The sequence below is a fragment of the Cobetia sp. QF-1 genome, assembly GCF_002213105.1.
Classification (GTDB): domain Bacteria; phylum Pseudomonadota; class Gammaproteobacteria; order Pseudomonadales; family Halomonadaceae; genus Cobetia; species Cobetia crustatorum.
In genome coordinates this window covers 68,612-91,155 of record NZ_NBVS01000010.1, presented here as the reverse complement: position 1 = coordinate 91,155, position 22,544 = coordinate 68,612, and the positions used below count along the sequence as shown (strand labels likewise).

Below are 22,544 nucleotides of genomic sequence, written 5' to 3'. Positions count from 1 at the left end.
TATTATACGTTTATCTCTAGATCGACATTTTTCACGAAACCTTACTACCTTTAGGGCTCTCATACTTGCAGAAGGCGCATCTGTACGAGAGCACGACGCGTCATACCACCCAATGCTTCAAGTTGATGCAGTTGCTGATGAATCATCTCATCATCGCCACTGACCAACGCACTTTCCAGTACCTCTGCAGCACTGGCCAGTCTCTGGCATCCTAGCGACGCCGAGGCCCCCTTCAACGAATGGGCCTCACGCTTGAGCATGGTGTAGTCACTCTGAACATGCAGTGACGACATCTGTTCCACACGGCGATCAAGGCGCGTGAGGTAATTACCGAGCAGTTTGGAAAAGGCTTCAGCATTTAGAGTTTCCAGTAACTCCTGACAGGTATCCAACTGCAAAAGAGACTGTAACTCTTCCTCGGAAAGCTCATCTTCGATAGCTGAACCCATATCCCCGTGAATATTGTCAGCGAGAGATTTCTCGTGCTGGCCGGCAACACGATGGGTTATCTCGGGTGCTGTTGCCGCCAACATATAGCTCTCGGTCAAGGCAGTATCAGGCAAAGCGATAGCATCGAGAGGTTCATGAGAAGAGATATCTGACGCAGAAGAGACGACAAGGTGCTGGCGGAGCACTCGACTCAGATCATTTCGCGTGAAGGGTTTATGCAACACCGCATCCATACCGGCGACCAGACAACGCTGGGCATCTTCCTGCATCACGTTAGCGGTCATGGAAATGATAGGGAGATGAGCTCGCTCAGCTTGACCAGCTTGACCAGCTTGACCAGCTTGACCAGCTTCGATTTGACGCCAGAGGCGCGTAGTTGCGAGGCCATCCAGCACTGGCATCTGCATGTCCATGAAGATCAAATCCACTGCTGAGCCTTCTCGGGATAACCACTCCAACGCCTGTTCACCATTACCGACGACCGTCACCTGCTGACCGAGAAACTCGAGCATCGCACGGGCCAGTGACTGGTTAACTTCATTATCTTCTACCACCAGTATTCGGGCCTGCGGCAAGGGCTCATCGACAATCATCTGCTCAGGACATGCATCCGAAGCAGATAGCTCAGGAAGCGTAACCGTGCACCAGAAGCGACTCCCCAGTCCGAGATGACTTTCCACGCCGATCTCACCGCCCATCGCTTCGACCAAACGCTTGGAAATAGCGAGTCCCAGCCCAGTCCCTTCATGCCGACGGGCCATGGACGTATCGACCTGAGTGAAGGGGGCAAACAAGTGGCCAAGCTGGGTGTGATCAATACCACAGCCGCTATCTTGCACCTCGAAATACAAGGTATCGTTCTCATGAGAGCGGATACCTAGTCGAATAGTGCCTTTAGGACAGAATTTGAACGCGTTGTTAAGTAAATTGGTCAGCACCTGACGCAGACGATTAATGTCGCCCTTGACCCAGGTAGGCAGGTCATCTGCACGCTCTTCCAGGAACATGCATGTGTGCTCAGGGGTTGTGCCATCACACTGACGGGCATAGTGCGCCACGAGCGAATCAAGGAAGTCCGATAGCGAAAAGCAGCGCTGATCCAACTCTAGATTGCCAGCTTCGATCTTCGAATAATCCAGTACGTCATTGATGACAACCTGTAGGCTCTCTGCACTCTGGCGCAATGTGTCGAGATATTCCTTGCCTCGTGAAGACGTGACTTCCTCACCAATCAGATCTGCCACACCCACCATCCCATTGAGTGGAGTACGAATCTCGTGACTCATGATCGCCATGAACTCAGACTTGGCCTGACTGGCTGCCTGCGCTAGCTGCACCATGCCATCTAGCTCGCGGGTGCGCTCTTCGAGCATTCTCGCTTTCGAGGCACGTCCGCGTGTTTCTGCGATAAGCGCCACCACGAGTACTGCCCCACTCAGTGTCAACAGCAACAGCAGTATCAACGCCAGCGTATAAAGCTCCAGTAACTCATTACGTTCTTTGGAACGCTGAATAGCGGCCTCTGCATTGATATCCAGCAGCAACTCACCTGTCAGTCCTTGCAGTGATGTCAGGCGAGTCAGCAGCTGTTCAGAAAGCAGTTCATTACGACCGCCACCCTCAATCAGTGCCAAGATATCTTTATCCAGTGCATCGACTCGCGGCAGGCTCGCCATCAGCTGTGCATGAAGCTCAGGTATTGCCTTGAGCATGCGACCCATCTCACCACTTTGCAGCAGCTGCACACGACTGAAGAGGATATCGAGACGCAATAGAAGTTCGCTGTCATCTCTCAATGGTGCCGGGGTAGGTGACAATCGTTCTTCAGCGATCACTATGCGTAACTCGCGAACTTCTCGGTCGTACTGATAAATCCCCCATATCATGTTTTCGCGCAGCTTGTGCTCAAGTGTTTGCTGGTGCTGATAAACCAATGCACCTGTCACGAGTACCAACACAAAGAATAGCGTCGCGGCAATCGCGACACCGGCTCTGAAATACATCGATCTGAGTGGATTCATGAGTAGGCATCCTGCCAAACACGATTGAGACGGTAATTAATCGTCGATTTCGATGCGCTTTACCTGCCAGACAGAACGGGTCATGATTTCTTCATTGAGTAGATCGGGCTGCTCGCTAAAGGGATAAATGATGAAGATGGGACCATTATCCCGCACCCGCAAACGCTTGCCGTCGATTTGCATCGCCAGAATGACTGGATAATCGAAAAAGTCCTGTACTGGCACACTCGCGGCATAGTCATTAAGCGCGACGACACGCATCGTGCCACTTTCAGCGCCAACGGCCTCCAATAGAGCAGACCCTAACGGACCACTGAAACGAACCTTACCATCATGCCAAGGCGTCGCCGTCAGGGTTTCACGTTGCTCCAGTGTTTTCAGCATTTCACGATCAAAATGCGCTTCATTACCCGCATTGGTGTGCTCAATATTACCGGTGACCCTCAAAACGATCGGCCCTTGTGGTGCTTCAAGCGCCATGGCGACAGGCGATAGCAACAAGGCACCCAGCAAGCCGGACGAGATCCAGCGACGACACTGGGCAAGTTGCGAAATAACGTTCAAATATCCAGAGAACTTCAGCATGCCACTTACTCCACTCGATAATAGATAGTAACGAGTATAAGCCGCAGCGTTTATGCCAACCGTGAACCATTGTGACGTCGTATCACGCTAAAGCAGCGTAAGGTGGTTCTATCAACCGAACAAGGAGATGACGGCATGCACATCGGCATTCTGGAGGATGATCAAGATCAACGTGACTATCTGATGCTCTGCCTTCAGACACAGGGGCACGAGCTGGCGGGTTTCGAACGCGCCAATCAACTATTGCGTGCCCTACGCGAGCAGAGTTTTGACATGTTGATCATCGATTGGCAGCTACCAGATGCCTGCGGCATGGAGCTGACACGTTCATTGCGCAGCGAGCATGGCTGGCAGGGATTGATTCTGTTCATCACCGCCAGTCAAGGGGAAGGAGACGTCGTGCATGCACTGGAAAATGGCGCTGATGACTTCCTGAGCAAGCCCATCAACCCCAAGGAACTCACGGCGCGAGTGGCAGCGCTTGGCCGGCGACTGGCCAACAGCACCGCCAGCAATGCACTGAACGAGGTGGAAGGTATTCCGGGGCAGTACCGAATAGAGCAGGAAGAGCACACCATCTGGTGCGCAGGACTACAGGTCAATCTGACACAGCGCGAATATCAGCTTGCCGTACTATTAATGCGCCATATAGGAGAGCTGTTTTCACGCGCCTATTTGCTGGAAATGATATGGGGAATCAACGGTGACATCTCTACTCGCACCGTCGATACCCATATCAGCCGCCTTCGCCGCAAACTAGGATTTGATGGTAGCCATGGCCTCAAGCTAAGAAGCGTGTATCAACATGGCTATCGACTGGAATTCTGCAGCGATGGAGAAAGTGCTCGCAAGAGCGCCTGAATCTCTCTATCAAGCCGTCAACAACTGACGCAACATCAGCGCAACGGGCGCCGTATCCGGCCGCTTGTGGCGCCACAGGAAGTAGGACTCTGCTGCCTGTTCTACCAGCATGCCCAAGCCATCCTCTGAGCGTGCACCTCGATCAGCAGCCCAGCGCATGAAAACGGTAGGCTCTGCGCTATACATCATGTCGTACGCCAGTGCTTGCGGGGTGAACAGCGCTTGCGGCAATGGCGGTAATTCCCCGCCCAATGACGCACTGGTACCGTTGATGACCAGGTCAAAGTGCCCCTCGATCTCCTCAAAACTACCACCGGATAGCGAAGTCTCGTCTACCGCCAGATCCGCAAAGTCAGCCGCCAGCCCGCTAGCCTTGGCTGCCGTACGATTGGCAATGATCAGCGCTGCTGGCTGTTTCGCCAGCAAGGGCTCCAGCACTCCCCGCACAGCCCCACCTGCCCCCAGCACGAGAATACGTGCGCCCGCGAGAGGCGCTTGAAGACGCTCAAGATCTCGCACCAGGCCCACGCCATCGGTGGTATCACCGTAAACCTGGCCGTTCTTGCCCAGCAGCAGAGTATTGACGGCGCAAGAACGCTGCGCACGTGGACTGAGTACATCGACAAGCCGATACGCCTGCTCCTTGAAGGGCATGGTGACATTCGCACCTAACCCACCTTCTGCGACAAACTCGGCCCAGCCACCGGCAAAGTCATCTGCTGGGGCCAGCCGTGCCTCATAGCTCAGAGAATCTCCCAGCTGTTCAGCGAAGGCGCGATGAATCAGGGGAGACTTCGAGTGGGCAATCGGGTTGCCGAATACAGCATAACGAGACATCAGGACTCCGGGACGATCTCAGGGTAAGAATCAGGCTGACAGGCGCTATCAGGCGCCTTCGCCCAGCCAGTCGCGCGCATGCAGAAAGTCGCGATACAGCACGGATTCGGCGCTGTCTTCCTCGGGTTGGTAGCCATACTCCCAGTGAACGACTGGCGGCATCGACATCAAGATCGACTCGGTACGCCCGCCACTTTGCAGCCCGAACAGGGTGCCGCGATCCCAGACCAGATTGAACTCGACATAGCGGCCACGACGATACAACTGGAAATTACGCTCGCGCTCCCCGTAAGCCATGTTGCGACGACGCTCGACGATCGGCAGATACGCTTCCAGGAAGCTATTGCCTACAGACTGCTGGAAAGCGAAGCAACGTTCGAAGCCCCACTCATTCAGGTCATCGAAGAACAGCCCACCCACACCCCGTGTCTCATCACGATGCTTCAGATAGAAATACTCGTCACACCAGGTCTTGTAACGCGGATAGACGTCGCTACCGAAGGCGATGCAGGCATCGAAGGCTGTCTGGTGCCAGTGACGCACATCCTCAAGCTCGGGATAGAACGGCGTCAGATCATAGCCGCCACCGAACCACCATACCGGCGCTTCACCGTCTTTTTCAGCAATGAAGAAGCGCACGTTACCGTGACTGGTTGGCACATGCGGGTTATGCGGATGCAATACCCAGCTGACGCCAACTGCGTGGAAGCTGCGACCCGCAAGCTCAGGGCGAACGGCTGTCGCAGAGGCCGGTAATTGTAGGCCAAAGACATGTGAGAAGTTGACGCCGCCCTTCTCGAAAACACCGCCATCCTCCATCACTCGCGAACGACCACCACCGCCCTCTGCGCGCTCCCAACTATCTTCACGGAAACTCGCCTTGTCATCGCAGACTTGCAGCGCATCACATAGGCGGTCCTGCAGGTCGAGTAGGTAGACCTTGACGTCTTCGAGATTGGCGTGGGCCACAGTGCCTCCGGTGAATCGAAAAATGAAAAATGAAAAAGGGTAGCGAGCCATCTGCCCGTCTCCTCGCTGACAGAGGCTGTCAGCATACCGCCACCTCGAGGTGATGGCAGACGGCGCTTTACTTGCACATGATCTACATCAAGGCCATGGCGTACGCGACACTCAGGCCCGCAATATCATACCGGTAGCAAGATCACGAATGGTGCTTGGCCGCACATAACCACCCAGCGGGCCGTCGAGAATCACATCATCCACCAACGAGGTACCAAAGGTGCCACGTATCTCATCGATGCTCATCGCTGGCGCTTCGCCTGCACGATTGGCCGAAGTGGACACCAGCGGGCCATCAAGTTCAGCACACAGCGCCTGCACCAAGGGATGATCACTGACCCGCACGGCAAGGCTTACGTGTTCACCGCGCAGCAAGGGATGGGCGCGACCATTATCCGGCACTAGCCAGGTAAATGGCCCCGGCCAACTGGCCAACAGCTGCTCACGCTGTGCTGTCGAGATGCCGACAAGCCATCCTTCAAGCTGAGCGATATCGCCTGCAATCAGGATCAACCCCTTGGCAGGATCTCGAGCCTTGAGCTGAATCAGGCGTGCCAGCGCGTCACCATTGTCAGGATCGCACCCCAATCCCCACACGGCTTCAGTAGGATACGCAACGATTCCGCCGCGGCGTATACACCCAGCGGCATCCGCGACAGCCGCATGATCGAGCGGGACAGCACTTGCATTCATGATCCGCACAGGCCTCTTCAAAGCAGACGATAGAGATGACGGCAGCTGACAACGCACTCGATGGACGCACGTGACAGGATGCTCGCCGCAGCACGGCGCAATTCTAGCATGCTCACCAACGCAAGGCCGACGCAACGATGCGTCGCACAGACACGCCTTATGGTCGTTCAGCTGTCACGGCATCATGGATAATGCTGTGCTTCGATTCTTTAGATCAGCACTCCATCATTCTCGAATACATAAGGACGTGTTCCATGCGCCAATACGTGACGCTCAGTACTACTGCCACCTTGCTGCTGACGATGGCGGGTTGTGCGAGCTCCGCTTCTCAGCCTGATGTCCCGGTAGCCCCTCGCCCTGTCACAAGCGAAGCACCGTCAGCGGCAACTCAGATAGCGCCGATCAGTGATCAAGCCATGCTGGCCACGTTATGGGTCCAGCGCAGTGCCGAATTCCATGCTCTGTCGCTACAGGCTTTCAATGTCGCACATGATCGTCTGAACATGGCACTGGCCCGCCGTGTTCAACATGACAAGCCGCTGGCCGTGGTGGTTGATGTCGACGATACCGTCCTCGACACCACCAGTTACGGTGGCTGGGCACTACGCAAAGGGCGGACTTACGACAGCCAGAGCTGGGCCAACTGGGTAGATGATGCCGTTTCCGCGGCCTCGCCTGGCGCCGTGGACTTTCTGAACTACGCGCAGCGTAGTGGCGTCGATGTCTACTACATCACCAATCGCAAGGCAGCGGGCAAGCAGGCCACCATTGCCAATCTGGCGGCATTGGGCTTCCCGCAAGCGAACGCCGAGCATGTGATGCCGCGGACTGACAGCTCCGACAAGACCGAACGTCGAGCTGTCGTCACTGCTGACCACGATATCGCCATTCTGATGGGCGACAATCTGGGCGACTTCGACCAAGCCTTCCAGCAGGACAGCACCGCCGCACGCCATGCAGAGGTCGACAAGCAGGCCAAGTCATTTGGCCGTCGTTTCGTCATGTTGCCCAACCCGACTTACGGAGAATGGGAAGGCGTCATCTACAAGGGAAACTGGGAAGCCAGCGAGACCGAGAAGCGGGCCATGCGTGCTGCTGCCCTGAATGCCTGGCAGCCCGATGATGGATCAGTATCTGCTGGCAAGTAAGTACTGCCGACTTACATCAGTGAGGTCCCGTCATCGTAGACTGCCGTGACTTGCCAGAACGCCCCGCAGGATTTCTGCGAGGCGTCCTGGGTGAAGCATCCATCTGCCATGCAGCTTCATGCTCTCGTCTATATCCCACTCATATCCGCTTCCAGCCACCGGGTGCCTGTACAGCACGCCCTTCGAGCTCCAATTCCAGCAATTGCATGCTCAGTTCACTCACCTGACATCCGCTCAGCTCGACCAGTTGATCGAGCGCCACCGGTATGGCGCTCAGAAAGCACAACGGCGAACTCTCTTGCACCACAGGTGGCGTAGCAGGTGCCAGTGATGGCAACTCCTGTGTCATGCCACGCGCGAGTGATTCACGCGGTGCAAGATGCCGCTGTTGGCGAGGAGTGACAGGCTGCTCTTGCCTCATGCTTGCGGCAGGCATGAGGTGATCAAGCTCGGCAAGCATATCGTCCACATTGCGGACCAGCGTGGCGCCTTGACGAATCAATTCAAGGCATCCACTCGAAGCAATATCTTCAATGCGGCCAGGCAGCGCAAACACCTCACGATTCTGCTCCATCGCCAGTCGTGCACTGACCAGTGAGCCACTACGCAGCGTCGCCTCTACCACCAGCACACCATGTGACAGGCCAGTAATCAGGCGATTGCGGCGCGGAAAGTGGCGCGCATGCGCGCCAGTACCGGGCGGATGCTCCGACAGAAGCAACCCACCACCCTCGAGCAGACGTTGACGCAAATGATGATGCTGCGCTGGATAAACGACATCGACACCACAGCCCAGTACGGCGAGCGTCGAAGGACGTGCGGGATAATCATCGTCAGAGAGCTGTACAGCAGCTGACAGCGCACCTTGGTGTGCCGCAGCATCAACGCCCAGCGCTAGACCGCTGGCCACGCTCCAGCCTCGCATCACCAGCTCACCGGCAAAGCCATGTGCATGTGCAAGACCTGCTTGACTGGCCTTGCGTGCACCGACAATGGCCAACTGTGGTAGCGCGAGCAGATCACGACGTCCCAGCGCCCATAATGTCAGTGGCGGATCAGGCAAGGTATCCAGCATCGCTGGCCATTCAGGGTCTGCTGGCGTCAGGAGATAGCAACCATAAGCCGGCGAGTGCCATTCGAGATCTGTCATCACCTGCTGATATAACGGCGAGGAGGTCGGTCGCTCACACCAGAGCCTCAATGATGCTGCCAAGCGTGGAGGAAGTGCTGCCAACCAGCCTTGTGGCCAGTCGGCATGCTCCCTGAGCTTGGCACCGGTATGATTACCAAAGCCCGGCAGTCGCGCCAGAAACGCAAAATCCGCTCGTGAGGGAATACGCTTTTCGACATTGCTATCAATCGTCACGTAACACCTCCCGAGCGGATCATCCGCAGCCTTTAACGACATTCATGCCACAGGCGTGTCATCGACTATTCCAGGTCTTGCTCTCAGCCACGTGGCTCGAGCAGCAGGTCGCCCACGCTCAGTGGACGCGCCGCCTGCATTACCAGCGCATAACTGACCTTATCGTAGATACGGAACACCATGACCAAGCCGCCTTCTTCACCCGGCAATGTGACAGGCTCGCCGTTTTTTGGATCAGTCACCGTTTCACCACGGCGTTCAATTCCGAAGACGAAACCAGGTTCAATACCGTCACGACTGCCGCGATTTAGCGCCACAATGTCGTTACGACCAATATTACGCAGACCATCCGGGGCGGCAAGAATCACCCCACCAACATCCTTGGCAGGCGGTTGAGGCTGGAAGCTGGTAGTAATGGCGCCACCATCCGCTGGCAGCAGCAGGTCACCGTTGAGGATTTCACGATTGGCAGACAATACGCGCATCACACCGATGTCACCTTCCAGGCGCTCAAGCTTGACGTCACCAATGCTAATCATCTCCAGCCCCAGGAACTCCTGGGTTTCCGGGTCCAGATAACGCTGTCCCTTGCGGTAGACACTGTATGTGTCATATGAGGACCATTGGCCGCGAGCGTAGATGGTATCTCCAGCTCCGCTGATCAAGCGTGTATCATCCCCGGCAATGATGTAGGGAGAATTATTGATCAGCGCCGGATCTATCACTCGGTGTTCCTTCAGGAACGCCGAAATCTTCTCTAGTGGAATCGGCGGAACGGCCTCACGCTTGGGAATGTGACGAATCTTCGGCGACAGCTTGACGACGCCTCCCTGGCCACGCTCAAGACGCAGACGTGGCTCACCGTTCTCGTAGTAGAGAGAGATGCGGTCGCCCGGATAGATCAGATGCGGGTTCTTGATCTGGGGATTGGCACGCCAGACTTCCGGCCACAGCCAAGGTTCACGCAGAAAGCGGCCTGAAATATCCCAGAGCGTGTCACCACGCACTACCACGTAGGTAGACGGTACGTTGTCACGTACCGTTGCCGCCTGTGCCTGCGACATCCCTGCGCTTGCCCCCAGCACCGTCATGCCGAGGAGTGCCGTGAAGACGGCATTGCCGACCAGTCGTTTCATGCCCATTCATGCGTCCCTTGCGTTATTGCCACCCGCCACTGTCGGTGGCGATGATCTTTTTCTGAAATCCGTACCGTGAACCCCGCCTAGCCCCGCATCCCTGCGCCTGCTGGCACATGAGATCAACCCTGACTATTGCCGCGATAGTAGCAGCATTGACGGCCATCGGTTCCGTTCCTCGCTTGTGCACACTACAATATCAGTCAAACCCTTACTGACAGCACAACGGTAATTACACCAGTCATGGCCAAGCGCGAAATTCTTGAATTCCCCGATGAGCGTCTGCGCAACGTTGCCGCACCAATCGAAGCGATTGATGCTGAACTGCAGACCCTGATCGACGACATGATCGAGACCATGTATGACGCACGAGGCGTCGGTCTCGCAGCCTCTCAGGTCGACGAGCATCGTCGTCTGATCGTCATTGACGTCAGCGAAGATCAGTCCCAGCCGCTGGTACTGATCAACCCTGAGTACACGCCTATCGGTGACGAGAAGGAGCCAATGCAAGAAGGCTGCCTGTCCATCCCCGAGTACTATGCCGAAGTGTCTCGCTACTTGAAGGTACGACTCAAGGCACAGGACCGCAACGGCGACGCTTACGAGCTCGAGGCCGATGGTTTGCTGGCGCACTGTATTCAGCATGAGAATGACCATCTGCAAGGCACACTTTTCGTCGACTACCTCTCTCCGCTGAAGCGGGACCGAGTGATGAAGAAGATGCAGAAGCGCCATAAGCTTCAGGAAGACTGATCCACTCTAGTCGGCGCCATTGCCGGCCTGGGTAGACATTCCGCACGGAGGCCTGAGATTTTTCTCTGCCTCCGTGCGCGTCATTACTGATCCGCTATTGCGGGTACATCATTACTGCTCCGCCAGCACCTTGAGCCCGTTATCAACCGCGCTCCCCATACGAGAGTTCTTGCATGTCGAAAGCCCTGCGTATCGCCTTTGCCGGCACCCCGGACTTTGCCGCCGAGTGCCTGACCGCCCTGCTGGGTAGCCAGCATCAGGTCGTCAGCGTCCATACTCAGCCGGACCGCCCTTCTGGCCGCGGTCGAAAGCTGACCCCCGGCCCCGTCAAGCAGCTGGCACTTGAGCACGAACTCCCCGTGCATCAGCCGCTCAACTTCAAGGACGATGCCGACCGTCAGGTACTGCGCGATCTCAACGTCGATATCATGGTGGTCGTGGCCTACGGGCTGATTCTGCCGCAAGCGGTGCTCGACATTCCTCGCCTCGGCTGTCTGAACATTCATGCTTCTCTGCTGCCACGCTGGCGTGGTGCTGCGCCGATTCAGCGTGCCATTGAAGCGGGCGACAGCGAATCCGGTGTCACTATCATGCAGATGGATGCCGGGCTAGATACCGGTGACATGCTGTTGATTCGTCGTACACCCATCACCGCTAGCACCACGGGTGGCGAGCTGCACGATGCACTCGCTGCTCAAGGCGGCGAAGCGATCGTCACGGCACTCAACGCGATTGCAGAGGGGAATCTGCCAGCCACGCCACAGCCCGAGGAAGGCGTGACCTACGCCGCCAAGCTATCAAAGGCTGAAGCTGAATTGGACTTCACTCGCCCGGCAGCTGAGCTGGATGCACGCATTCGTGCTTTCAACCCCTGGCCAGTCGCCTGGACGCGCCTTGAAGGTGAGCCACTACGCCTGTGGCTGTCACGTACAGGTGGACAACGCCTCGATACAGCCGTGACGCCAGGCGTGCTGCTTGCCCCCGGCAATGACTGCCTGCGTATCGCCTGTGGCGATGGTCATGAGGTGCTCGAGATCACACGAGCCCAACTGCCCGGTGCCAAGCCGCTCGCCGTCAAAGACCTGCTTAATTCCCGTGCTGCGCGCTTTCCCGAAGGCCTTGCCCTCGGCGCCAGCCACTCCCCAGATACTGATTCCCAGACCGAGACTTCCGCATGAGCCAGTCAGACCGTCCGACCGCCAAGGGTGCTGGCAAGAAACGCAACTCTCTTCCGCCTGCCCGCATCAAGGGTGGCGGACAAAAGCACGGCGGCGCCCGTCGCCAAGCCGACAATGCTCCTGCATCCCCGGGCGCGGCGGTTCGCGTCGCCGCCGCTCGGACATTGGCACCGGTTCTGGCTGCACGTACCTCACTGAACATGGACAGCCTGCCGTCTGGCGTTGCTGGCCGTGATCAGGGCCTCTACAAGGCGCTGTGCTTTGGTGTCTGCCGTCAGTTGCCACGTCTTGATGCACTGGCTGGCAAGCTGCTGAAGTCATCGTTCAAGTCGCAGGATCAGGACATTCATGCCCTGCTACTGCTCGGCCTGTATCAGCTGCTCTATATGCGCATCGCACCTCACGCAGCCGTCGGTGAAACTGCCGGTGCTGCACGTGGTCTCGGCAAGGGCTGGGCGACGGGCGTACTCAACGCCTGTCTACGTCGCTTCCAGCGTGAGCAGGAAGAGCTCGAAGCTGAAGTCGATAAAGATCCTGCCGTCGCGCTATCTCACCCGCAGTGGCTACTGGATACCTTCCAGCGCAACTGGCCGGACGACTGGCAGGCCATCGCCGAAGCCAACAATGCTCAGGCACCGATGACATTGCGCGTCAATGTCGCCGCCATCAGCCGTGAGGACTACCTCGTCCAACTGGCCGAGGCCGACATTGATGCCGTCGCCTGCCCGTTTGCCGAACACGGTGTCACTCTGACTGCTGCTTGCGATGTCAGTGCACTGCCGGGCTTCGAAGAAGGACTGGTCAGCGTGCAGGATGAGGCCGCTCAGCTAGCCGCTCAGTTGCTGGCACCGGCCGTGACCGCCATCAACCCCGAAGGCGAAGGTGTCCGTTTGCTCGACGCTTGCACCGCGCCCGGCGGCAAGCTGGCTGACATGCTGGAGCGTTTCTCGGCACTGGACGCGACTGCTATCGATATCGACGGCGAGCGTCTCGAGCGCGTGGAAGAGACGCTGGAGCGCCTGGAGCTGGGCGCCGGCGTCGTGTGCGCTGATGCTTGCGAGCGTGACTGGTGGGACGGCGAAGCCTTCGACGTCATTCTGCTCGACGCGCCCTGCTCCGGCAGTGGCGTCATCCGTCGTCATCCGGACATCAAGCTGTTGCGTCGCCCGAATGATATCGGCGATCTCGCGCGTCTGCAGGGCAAGCTGCTGGCCAATCTGTGGAGCATGCTCAAGCCGGGCGGCACACTGGTCTACGGCACCTGCTCCATCATCACGCAGGAGAATGCACGCGTGATGGACCGCTTCCTCGCGGGTACTCCGGATGCCAAGGCCGAGACCATCCGCGCCGATTGGGGCCGTGTCTCGGGCGCTGGTCGCCAGATGTTGCCGCAGGTAAATGGTCACGATGGCTTCTATCTAGCGCATATCACCAAGGCCAGTGTCTGATCTAGCACTTGTAGATCTAGCACTTGAGAGAGCCGCTGAGATAGCAATGGGCGCGCGGATCTAGCGTTCGCCCCAGTTTCACACAGCATCGTATCAGACAGCCGCGCCTCGACTCCGAGCCGCGGCTGTCTTCCGTCTTGGCACTGGTCTATCCTGTGCCGACTGAGAAACAGCGGACGAGCCGGACATGAAAATCATCATTCTGGGTGCAGGCCAGGTCGGCGGGACGCTCGCAGAGCACCTCGCCCACGAAGAAAATGACATCACGGTAGTGGACACCGATAGCGAGCGGCTGCGGGAACTGCACAACCGCCTCGACATCCGGACCGTGACCGGGGCTGCCAGCTATCCGCAGGTACTGCGTCAGGCCGGCGGTGAAGATGCCGATATGCTGATCGCGGTGACCAATTCAGACGAAGTCAACATGATCGCCTGTCAGATCGCGCATAGCTTATTCCACACGCCGACCAAGATTGCCCGTGTGCGCTCTACGGCCTACCTGACCCGCAAGGGGCTGTTCTCACACGATGCCATCCCGGTCGACGTGCTGATCAGTCCTGAGCAGGTGGTCACCGACCACATCCGCCGCCTGATAGAGTACCCCGGTGCGTTGCAGGTACTGGATTTTGCCAATGGCGTCGCTCAGCTGGTGGCAGTCAAGGCCTACTACGGCGGCCCATTGGTCGGTCAGGAGCTCGGTTTCCTGCGCCGCCACATGCCCAATGTGGACACACGCGTCGCAGCCATCTATCGCCGCAATCGTCCGATCATTCCGCGCGGTGACACGGTCATCGAAGCTGATGATGAGGTGTTCTTCATTGCGGCGCGCAAGGATATTCGTACCGTAATGGGTGAGTTGCGCCGTGTTGATCGCAACTTCCGTCGCGTCGTCATTGCTGGCGGTGGCAATATCGGCGAGCGCCTGGCGGAAACGCTGGAGCATACTCATCAAGTCAAGATCATCGAACACTCGCTGGCACGCTGTACTGACCTCTCCGAAAAGCTGGACCGCACTGTCGTCCTTCACGGCAGTGCCACTTCCAAGCGACTGCTGCTGGAAGAGAACATCGAGGACTGCGATATCTTCTGTGCGCTGACCAACGACGATGAGGTCAATATCATGTCGTCGATGCTGGCCAAGCGCCTCGGTGCCAAGAAGGTGCTGACCCTGATCAACAATGCTGCCTATGTCGACCTGGTGCAGGGAGGTGAGATCGATATCGCCATCTCGCCTCAGCAGGCCACCATCGGCGGTCTGCTGACTCACGTGCGCAAGGGTGACATCGTCAATGTCCACTCGTTGCGACGCGGTGCAGCAGAGGCCATCGAGGCGATTGCTCATGGTGACGAGCGCTCGTCGAAAGTGGTTGGGCGGCGCATCGAAGATATCAACCTGCCGGATGGCACCACCATCGGCGCCATCGTACGGGGCAAGGAAGTGCTGGTGGCTCACCATGATCTAGTGGTGAAATCCAATGATCACGTTATTCTGTTTGTGGTCGACAAGCGCCGCATTCGCGAGGTAGAGCGGCTCTTCCAGGTCGGGCTGACCTTCTTCTGATGCCGGCCATTACTCCTGACATTCGACGACATCTCCCCCTTCTCACGCGCAGCGGAGGCGACTCATGAGTTTGCGCGTGATTTATCGCATTCTCGGCATCCTTCTGATGCTGTTCAGCGTGACACTGGTGCCGCCGATGGTGATCTCGGTCGTGTTCGAAGATCGCACTCTGAGTGCCTTCGCCATCGCGATGGGCATCACTCTGCTGACGGGGTTTCTGCTCTACTATCCCAATCGACGAGCGCGTAAAGAGCTCAGAAACCGTGATGGATTCCTGATCACGGTACTGTTCTGGACCGTACTGGGGGCTTTCGGGTCACTGCCTTTCCTGCTGGCAGAAGATCCGAATCTGTCGGTCATCGATGCCATGTTCGAGTCCTTCTCAGGGCTTACCACCACCGGTGCGACGGTGATGACCGGTCTCGATCTGCTGCCTCACTCCATTCTCTATTATCGCCAGCAACTCCAGTGGCTAGGCGGCATGGGGATCGTGGTGCTGGCAGTGGCGATCCTGCCGACACTGGGCATCGGTGGCATGCAGCTCTATCGTACCGAGATCCCTGGCCCACTGAAGGATTCCAAGCTGACGCCGCGCATCACCGAGACGGCCAAGGCGCTGTGGTATATCTACGCTGCGCTGACGCTGGTGTGCTTTGCCAGTTACTGGGCAGCGGGCATGAGCTGGTTCGATGCGCTGGGCCACAGCTTCTCGACAGTCGCCGTCGGCGGTTTCTCGACACACGACGCCAGTATCGGCTACTTCGATTCCGCCACTATCGAGATGATATGCGTGTTCTTCATGGTGGTATCCTCGATCAGCTTTGGCCTGCACTTCGCCGCTTGGCGTGAAGGCCGCATCAGCCATTATCTGCGTGATCCGGAGACACGCTTCTTTCTGATTCTGCTGCTGATATTGAGCTGCGTAACCATCGCTGGCCTGCTACTCACCGGCAGCTACGATGACAGCAAGGCACTGCGCCACGGGCTCTTTGAGGCAGTATCAATAGCAACCACCACTGGCTTCGGTGTCGCCGACTTCACCGGCTGGCCTGGTGTACTGCCGATGATGCTGTTCATCGCCGCCTTTATCGGTGCGTGTTCCGGCTCGGCGGGCGGTGGCATGAAGGTCATTCGCATCCTGCTGATCCTCAAACAGGGCGCGCGGGAGATCTATCGCCTGATTCACCCCAACGCCATCCTGTCGATCAAGGTTGGCCGCATGCGCATCTCGGAAGGTGTCGCTGAGGCTGTATGGGGCTTCTTCTCCGTCTATTTATTATTATTTGTTCTGATGATGCTTGGCATGCTGGCGACAGGTCTCGATCAGGTCACTGCCTGGTCAGCGGTCGGGTCGGCACTCAACAATCTGGGGCCAGGCCTCGGTGGAGTCGCCACCCACTTCGGCGATATCCCGAGTGCTGCCAAAGGCATTCTGATAATGGCCATGTTGCTGGGCCGCCTCGAGATCTTCACCATTCTAGTGCTGTTCGCACCCGCCTTCTGGCGTCGCTGACACCAGCATTCAGACAATAAAAAATGCCTCGCCGGAAATTCCGACGAGGCATTTTTTATACGATGTCATCTGAAGCGCAGGGAGTTGTACACCGTATGTTACTCGCTGCTGTCGCTAGCTTCACGTCTGGCCAACAAGCGAAGCATCGGCGCTGTTGGCTCCAATACATAGTGAATACGGCTAGCACGATAACAATCGTTAAAAGCGTCAAAATAGTCATCCAGCACACTCGCAGCGGCCTCCTCCCCTGCCTGACGCAATAACTCTGCGGCCACCTCTGCCGTACATAGATGTGCTTCGGAAGCAGCCTTGCGCAAGTGATAGCGGGTGAGCCGTTGGGAGTGTAGCGGCAATACCGGCAAGCCATCCAGATAAGGGCTTCTGCGGAAGATGCGTCGCGCTTGACGCCAGGTGCCATCAAGCATGATGAAGACGGGTATACGGGGCTCGCCTGCCGACGTATGTGTCGGCACACCTTCACCCACCCCGGCAATCGCATTTATATCCACCACACGATCGGCATAATCGGGTTGGTCATCGGGGAAGATGATGAACGGCTGGTAACGATCATCCTCCAATAGCGCCAACAATCGTGGGTCTGGCTCGACGCGATACCAGCTGAAGACGTCAGTACCCTCAAGCACATCGCCAATCAAGCGTCCGGTATTGGTCGGCTTGTAGTGCTCCAGCGGATGCGTGATCAACCAGAAGCGAATACGTGACTCAGCCTTGACTCGATAGGGGCACAGGCAGTTGAGCTGCGGCAGACGGCAAGCCTCACAGCGAACTACCTGACTGCCGCGCGCCTTGAACTCACGCCGCGGATGGCTGCCTTGCCACTCCTCAGGCTCGCCGCTGGGCAGTGTAGTGATGCCACTCCTACCCTTCGTATCAAGGTCGTCAGGAAAGGGACGGTCTTCGGCCAGAGCGGTCGGCGCGGCATCTGCCAACGAGGAGCGGGAATCACACATGATGAGCGGTCAGAACCAAAGAAAAAGGGACGCGCATTCTAGCATGCGTGTCCCTTCTTTTATGGCCTCATAGGACCATGCCGCCATTGCCCAATACAGCCATCATCTCGGCTCGTACTGCATTCATCGTCGCAGTTACACCTCGTAGCGATGCTTGCTACCGGTGACAAACTTCGGTGGACGCCGCTTCCAGTAACCCGCCAGCAGCGAGCCCGACACGTTGTGCCAGATGGAGAAGATGGCGCCGGGCAGTGCTGCTGTCGACGAGAAGAACTGGCTCGCCAATGATGCTGCCAGCCCGGAATTCTGCATGCCGACTTCGATAGCGATGGTGCGTGAAGTGCGTTCATCCAACCCACACAGCCGCGACAGACCATAACCCGCACTTAGGCCAATGGCGTTATGCGCGACTACTGCCAGTGCCACTAGCGGGCCGAGCGTGGCGAGACGACCGACGTTAAGCGACACCACGATAGCGATGATGAGCACTATCGCCAGCATGGCCAGACTCGCCAACGCCGATTCCCATTCACGGATCGCGTCGCGAGCGAAGTGATGCACGATCACCCCGAGCACAATCGGCGCGACCACCAGCTTGGCAATGCTCAGCAGCATACCGGTGACAGGTACGTTGATATCGGCACCCAGCAACCACCAGGTCAGCAGCGGCGTCATCACGATGGAGAGCAGTGTTGAGGCCATGGTCATCGACACAGACAGTGCCACATGGCCACCCGCCAGCCAGGTCATCACGTTGGAAGAGGTCCCCCCGGCAGTCGCACCCACCAGCACCATGCCGACGGTCAGAGCTGGATCTAGCCCCAACATCCGCGCAATCAGGAAGGCAGCCAGCGGCATCACGGTGTATTGCAGCAGCAAGCCCAGTGCGATCGGCCATGGACGTCGTGCCACGCGCATGAAGTCTTCGCGTGACAGCGTCAGACCCATGGCAAACATGATCAACGCCAGCAGTGGCTGGATGAAGTCCTTGAGCGCAACAAAAGGCGTCGGCGCAATCACGGCGATGCCTGCAAAGACCAATGCCCACAGGGGGAAGAAGCGATTAAGCGTCTCGAACATACTCTGGATTTCCGGTCGCCGAAGGAGCCTCGCCCTTCAGAATGACTGGCCTCCCACCCACGGAAGGCCTGAGGCCGCGCATCATAACGTATCAGGCAGGCCAAGATGACCCTGATACAACCAATGGCGCACAAGACGCGGCAGTGCCTGACCAGCATTCTCGGCGAGCGGCAGTACACCGGGTTCGGCGAGTTCGTGAGCATCAGGATCGACCAAGATGATCGGCGCATCCAATGGTGCCGCTGCATACAGGTTGGAGGCCGGCATCACCTTGAGTGACGTCCCGACGATCAGCAGAAGATCGGCTTCGGCTGCAAGCTCCTCGGCAATTGCGTAAAGCGGTACTGCCTCGCCGAACCACACTACATCCGGACGTAGCTGACTTCCCTTGTCACACAGGTCTCCCAATCGAATGCCGCCACGAGGCAGCGGATAGCGCAGACCATAATCGACACTCGAACGCGACTTGAGAATCTCACCATGCAGATGCATGACCTCGCGGGAACCCGCACGCTCGTGCAGATCATCAATATTCTGAGTAATCACCGACACACGAAAGCCGGCCTGCTCAAGCTCTGCCAGTGCCTTGTGGGCAGCATTGGGCCGCGCACGCCTCACTTGAATACGGCGATCATCATAAAAGCGCAGCACCTGTTCCGGATCGCGCCGAAAGGCCTGTGGTGTCGCGATGTCCTCAAGCCGATGCTCCTCCCACAGGCCATCCTCGGCACGAAAGGTACGCAGACCACTTTCCGCACTGATGCCGGCACCACTGAGCACGACCAGATGACGTCCGTGCCGTGCTCCCGGGTCCTTGAAGCCTTCACTCATCGTCATTCTCTCTGCTGGTGAGTCACGTAAATGAATAGCGTGGATAATGACAGCTGGCAGCACCTCGCTCAGTCATCGATGAAATCCTGACTGCGATCAATGCCAAAGCGACGCTTGTTGCGATACGGATAAACATCAATCACACGACCAGCCAAGATGGCATCCTGCAGCCCTTGCCACCAGCTGGCTTGAAAGATTTCCGGATGTAACTCGTAGAAGAGCTTACGTAGATCCATATTCGCAAACAGAAAAGGACCGAACTCCTCGGGGAAGATGTCGTTGGGCCCGACTGAGTACCAAGGCTCGCTAGCCAGTTCCTGTTCAGGGTAACGTGCCTCGGGAATCTCACGGAAATTGCACTCCGTCAGATAGTTGATCTCGTCATAATCATAGAAAACGACTCGCCCGTGACGGGTGACACCGAAGTTCTTGAGCAGCATGTCACCAGGGAAAATATCCGCCGCCGCCAACTGCTTGATGGCATTGCCGTAATCATTGAGTACTGCTCGCGTTTCCTCTGCATCGCACTGCGCCAGATAAAGATTGAGCGGCGTCATCATGCGCTCGGTATAGCAATGGCGGATCAGCACCTTGTTGCCGCGCAGGCTGATGGAAGAGCCACAGACCTCCAACAGTTCGGCCAGACACTCTGGGGCGAAATGGTCACGCCCCACCACAAAGTTGGAGAATTCCTGAGTATCCGCCAATCGCCCGACACGATCGTGACGTTTGACCAGTCGATACTTCTCACGCACCTGATCACGACTCATGTCCTTGCCGGGTGCGAAGCGGTCCTTGATCAGTTTGAACACTAATCGATAGCTGGGCAGCACAAATACCGCCATCACCATGCCACGCACACCTGGTGCGATAATGAACTGATCAGAACGGCTTGCGACATGTTCATTGAGGCCACGGAACAGCTCGGTCTTGCCATGTTTATAAAAACCGATAGCGGCATATAGCTCGCCGATGGGTTTGTCCGGCATCAGAGTCTGCAGGAAGCCCACCACCTCACCTGGTACCTCGATCTCCACTTGGAAATAGGCGCGAGTGAACGAGAAGATGATCGAGACTTCTTCTGGCTCGATAATAACGGTATCAAGATAGACACCGTCACGCTCGGTATGCAGCACAGGCAGTACTAGAGGTAGAGTTTCACCACTAGCCTCAATACGCCCCACCAGATAGGCGCCCTTGTTACGGTAGAACACGTTGCGCAGCACCTCGAAAGCTGCATCTGGTGCATCGCGGACATGTGCCGGTAGTGCATCGAGCAACATCTCGGCTCCGAGCGTGACATCACGCCCCTGATGCTCGAAAGCAATCCCTAACGGAGCCTCGCACAGCACGGATTCTAGCGCACAGGCCCAGTTACCCTTCACGGGGACGCGGTGGCTGATGCTCAATCCAGAATGACGGGCGGGCTCCTGCCGTGAAGACGACACAAACATCCAGTCATCACGAATGTGGCGGTGGGAGAACACATTACAGAAGATGGAATTGTAGAACGTCTCGGCCAGCTTGTAGTCAAGCCGCTGGTCAATCAGCGCCATGTAATGCTGCTTGGCGTCGGTCCACAACGTGCACTCGCTCAGCCGTTCAGGCTCGAAAGCACGTCCCAGCCGCTCCATGGTGGCAGCCACTTTCTCGTCATACAGGTTGATGCGCGCCGCGGAGGCTTGTTGCGCTTCTCGCCAATCAGCCTCAATGAAACGCCGCCGCGCGTCACTGGAAATATGCTTGAACCGCGAGCGATATTCATCGAAGCCATGCAGTACCGTCGCCGCTAGTCGCTGCCCTTGCTGTCCATTGCCCCGCTCGTCACTATCGTAATCGCTGCTCATGTCCAATCCCCCTGCCCTGTCGACGCATCCACGCGCCGCGTCAGCCTCAAGCATGCGAGGTCGCGCGCCATCAGGCGAGACGACAATGGTCGCGGGCCTGTCACCGTTCAACGCATGGCAAAACGCCACCTCGCAGCAAGCGAGATGGCGTTTGATCAAGCGCAGACAGCAGCACCCTCAGTGTCATATCAGAACAAGAAACTTAAAGCTCGCGCCCCAGTGCCATATCGAGACCGACTGCCGGTTGAACACGACGTTCAGCCTCGAAGAGGTCCTCTTCCATGCTGGCCTGCTCGGAATTCATGTCCAATACATCGATACGCGAGGCATTGAAGCGATCGCGCTGGTCATCCAGGCCCGCGAAGTCGAATAACTCACGATCCGCCAGATGCGATGGCGCGACGGAGGTCACGGCATGGAACATGGTTTCCAGACGCCCCGGATACTGACGCTCCCAGTCCTGCAGCATATCCTTGACCACCTGACGCTGCAGATTCTCCTGAGAGCCGCACAGATTACAGGGAATGATCGGGAATTCACGCGCGGCGGAATAGGCCTCGATGTCGGATTCACGACAGTAGGCCAGCGGGCGAATGACGATATTGCGCTGATCATCCGAGAGCAGCTTGGGCGGCATGGTCTTGAGCTTGCCACCGAAGAACATGTTGAGGAACAACGTCTCGAGAATGTCATCGCGATGATGGCCAAGCGCGATCTTGGTCGCTCCGATTTCCTGAGCGAAGCTATAAAGTGACCCACGACGCAAGCGCGAGCACAGCCCACAGGTGGTTTTCCCCTCCGGCACCTTCTCCTTGACGATGGAGTAGGTGTCGCGCTCAAGGATGTGATATTCGACACCCACTGACTCAAGCCAGGCGGGTAATACATGTTCCGGGAAGCCAGGCTGCTTCTGATCAAGATTCACTGCTACCAGGCTGAATTCCACCGGCGCATTGCGCTGCAGGTTCATCAGGATATCCAGCATGGTATAGGAGTCCTTGCCACCGGACAGGCACACCATCACCTTGTCACCATCACGAATCATGCCGTAATCAGTGATCGCGGTACCAACCTGACGACGCAGCCGTCGCTGCAGCTTGTTCAGGTCGCGCTTGTTGGTGGCACCGGATGTGCCACGGGAGTCCGCACAGGACTCGGTATCAGATGGGGGCATGGCAGTCAGGACAGGCAGTTTGGGAGGGCGCATAGTCTAGCACTCGCCAATGGTGCGTCACAGAGGCAGTC

General features: G+C 57.4%; 19 protein-coding genes. 7 read left to right on the top strand and 12 right to left on the bottom strand.

Annotation, left to right across the window (positions count from 1 at the left end; translation table 11 throughout):
• Positions 1-59 precede the first annotated feature (59 nt).
• Both CFN46_RS15350 and CFN46_RS15345 read right to left on the bottom strand, forming a co-directional pair.
• Positions 60-2,471 (bottom strand): ATP-binding protein, encoded by a 2,412-nt coding sequence (locus tag CFN46_RS15350; RefSeq protein WP_088744041.1) that lies wholly within the window; start codon positions 2,469-2,471, stop codon positions 60-62.
• 36 nt (positions 2,472-2,507) lie between these two features.
• A complete protein-coding gene (locus tag CFN46_RS15345; protein ID WP_141103673.1) occupies positions 2,508-3,056 on the bottom strand; it encodes a molybdopterin-dependent oxidoreductase in 549 nt (182 codons plus the stop codon).
• A gap of 135 nt (positions 3,057-3,191) precedes the next feature.
• On the opposite strand from CFN46_RS15345, the gene CFN46_RS15340 reads away from it, so the two are divergent.
• Positions 3,192-3,917, top strand: coding sequence for a response regulator transcription factor (locus CFN46_RS15340; RefSeq protein ID WP_088744038.1), 726 nt, complete (start codon positions 3,192-3,194; stop codon positions 3,915-3,917).
• A 9-nt stretch (positions 3,918-3,926) separates the two neighbouring features.
• Here CFN46_RS15340 and aroE read toward each other — a convergent pair whose 3' ends face one another.
• The 3 genes from aroE to CFN46_RS15325 all read right to left on the bottom strand — a co-directional run bounded on the left by aroE (position 3,927) and on the right by CFN46_RS15325 (position 6,467).
• The gene (gene aroE / locus CFN46_RS15335; protein WP_088744036.1) at positions 3,927-4,757 is read right to left on the bottom strand and encodes a shikimate dehydrogenase; all 831 of its coding nucleotides are present in this window, start codon (positions 4,755-4,757) and stop codon (positions 3,927-3,929) included.
• 45 nt (positions 4,758-4,802) lie between these two features.
• Entirely contained in the window at positions 4,803-5,723 is a 921-nt protein-coding gene (gene hemF, locus CFN46_RS15330; RefSeq protein WP_024953404.1) for an oxygen-dependent coproporphyrinogen oxidase, read from the bottom strand.
• 162 nt (positions 5,724-5,885) lie between these two features.
• The gene (locus tag CFN46_RS15325) at positions 5,886-6,467 is read right to left on the bottom strand and encodes an L-threonylcarbamoyladenylate synthase (RefSeq protein WP_088744034.1); all 582 of its coding nucleotides are present in this window, start codon (positions 6,465-6,467) and stop codon (positions 5,886-5,888) included.
• 254 nt (positions 6,468-6,721) lie between these two features.
• Here CFN46_RS15325 and CFN46_RS15320 point away from each other — a divergent pair, with 254 nt between their 5' ends.
• Positions 6,722-7,615, top strand: a complete 894-nt coding sequence (locus CFN46_RS15320) for a 5'-nucleotidase, lipoprotein e(P4) family (protein WP_024953406.1) — start codon at positions 6,722-6,724, stop codon at positions 7,613-7,615.
• 139 nt (positions 7,616-7,754) lie between these two features.
• Here the strand turns inward: CFN46_RS15320 and dprA are convergent, their stop codons facing one another.
• Both dprA and CFN46_RS15310 read right to left on the bottom strand, forming a co-directional pair.
• Complete coding sequence (dprA, locus tag CFN46_RS15315; protein WP_254918517.1) at positions 7,755-8,981, bottom strand: DNA-processing protein DprA; 1,227 nt, start codon at positions 8,979-8,981, stop codon at positions 7,755-7,757.
• Positions 8,982-9,064: 83 nt separating this feature from the next.
• Positions 9,065-10,117: a LysM peptidoglycan-binding domain-containing protein gene (locus CFN46_RS15310; RefSeq protein ID WP_176426499.1), complete on the bottom strand. Its 1,053-nt coding sequence runs from the start codon at positions 10,115-10,117 to the stop codon at positions 9,065-9,067.
• A gap of 243 nt (positions 10,118-10,360) precedes the next feature.
• Between CFN46_RS15310 and def the strand changes: the two genes are divergently transcribed.
• The 5 genes from def to CFN46_RS15285 all read left to right on the top strand — a co-directional run bounded on the left by def (position 10,361) and on the right by CFN46_RS15285 (position 16,570).
• A complete protein-coding gene (gene def, locus CFN46_RS15305) occupies positions 10,361-10,870 on the top strand; it encodes a peptide deformylase (protein ID WP_024950807.1) in 510 nt (169 codons plus the stop codon).
• Between the two features lie 173 nt (positions 10,871-11,043).
• Positions 11,044-12,048 (top strand): methionyl-tRNA formyltransferase, encoded by a 1,005-nt coding sequence (gene fmt / locus CFN46_RS15300; protein ID WP_024950808.1) that lies wholly within the window; start codon positions 11,044-11,046, stop codon positions 12,046-12,048.
• A complete protein-coding gene (gene rsmB, locus CFN46_RS15295; RefSeq protein WP_024950809.1) occupies positions 12,045-13,496 on the top strand; it encodes a 16S rRNA (cytosine(967)-C(5))-methyltransferase RsmB in 1,452 nt (483 codons plus the stop codon). Before fmt ends, rsmB begins: the two co-directional genes overlap by 4 nt.
• Before the next feature lie 187 nt (positions 13,497-13,683).
• Positions 13,684-15,057: a Trk system potassium transporter TrkA gene (gene trkA / locus CFN46_RS15290; RefSeq protein WP_024950810.1), complete on the top strand. Its 1,374-nt coding sequence runs from the start codon at positions 13,684-13,686 to the stop codon at positions 15,055-15,057.
• Positions 15,058-15,121: 64 nt separating this feature from the next.
• Positions 15,122-16,570, top strand: coding sequence for a TrkH family potassium uptake protein (locus CFN46_RS15285; protein ID WP_024950811.1), 1,449 nt, complete (start codon positions 15,122-15,124; stop codon positions 16,568-16,570).
• Positions 16,571-16,668: 98 nt separating this feature from the next.
• Here CFN46_RS15285 and CFN46_RS15280 read toward each other — a convergent pair whose 3' ends face one another.
• The 5 genes from CFN46_RS15280 to ttcA form a co-directional block, all read right to left on the bottom strand.
• Complete coding sequence (locus tag CFN46_RS15280) at positions 16,669-17,541, bottom strand: tRNA-uridine aminocarboxypropyltransferase (RefSeq protein WP_024950812.1); 873 nt, start codon at positions 17,539-17,541, stop codon at positions 16,669-16,671.
• 135 nt (positions 17,542-17,676) lie between these two features.
• The gene (locus CFN46_RS15275) at positions 17,677-18,621 is read right to left on the bottom strand and encodes a bile acid:sodium symporter family protein (protein WP_024950813.1); all 945 of its coding nucleotides are present in this window, start codon (positions 18,619-18,621) and stop codon (positions 17,677-17,679) included.
• Between the two features lie 81 nt (positions 18,622-18,702).
• A complete protein-coding gene (locus CFN46_RS15270; RefSeq protein WP_024950814.1) occupies positions 18,703-19,452 on the bottom strand; it encodes a Sir2 family NAD-dependent protein deacetylase in 750 nt (249 codons plus the stop codon).
• A gap of 68 nt (positions 19,453-19,520) precedes the next feature.
• Positions 19,521-21,299: a bifunctional isocitrate dehydrogenase kinase/phosphatase gene (aceK, locus tag CFN46_RS15265; protein WP_088744030.1), complete on the bottom strand. Its 1,779-nt coding sequence runs from the start codon at positions 21,297-21,299 to the stop codon at positions 19,521-19,523.
• A 202-nt stretch (positions 21,300-21,501) separates the two neighbouring features.
• Complete coding sequence (ttcA, locus tag CFN46_RS15260; RefSeq protein ID WP_084487929.1) at positions 21,502-22,473, bottom strand: tRNA 2-thiocytidine(32) synthetase TtcA; 972 nt, start codon at positions 22,471-22,473, stop codon at positions 21,502-21,504.
• Positions 22,474-22,544: the final 71 nt, after the last annotated feature.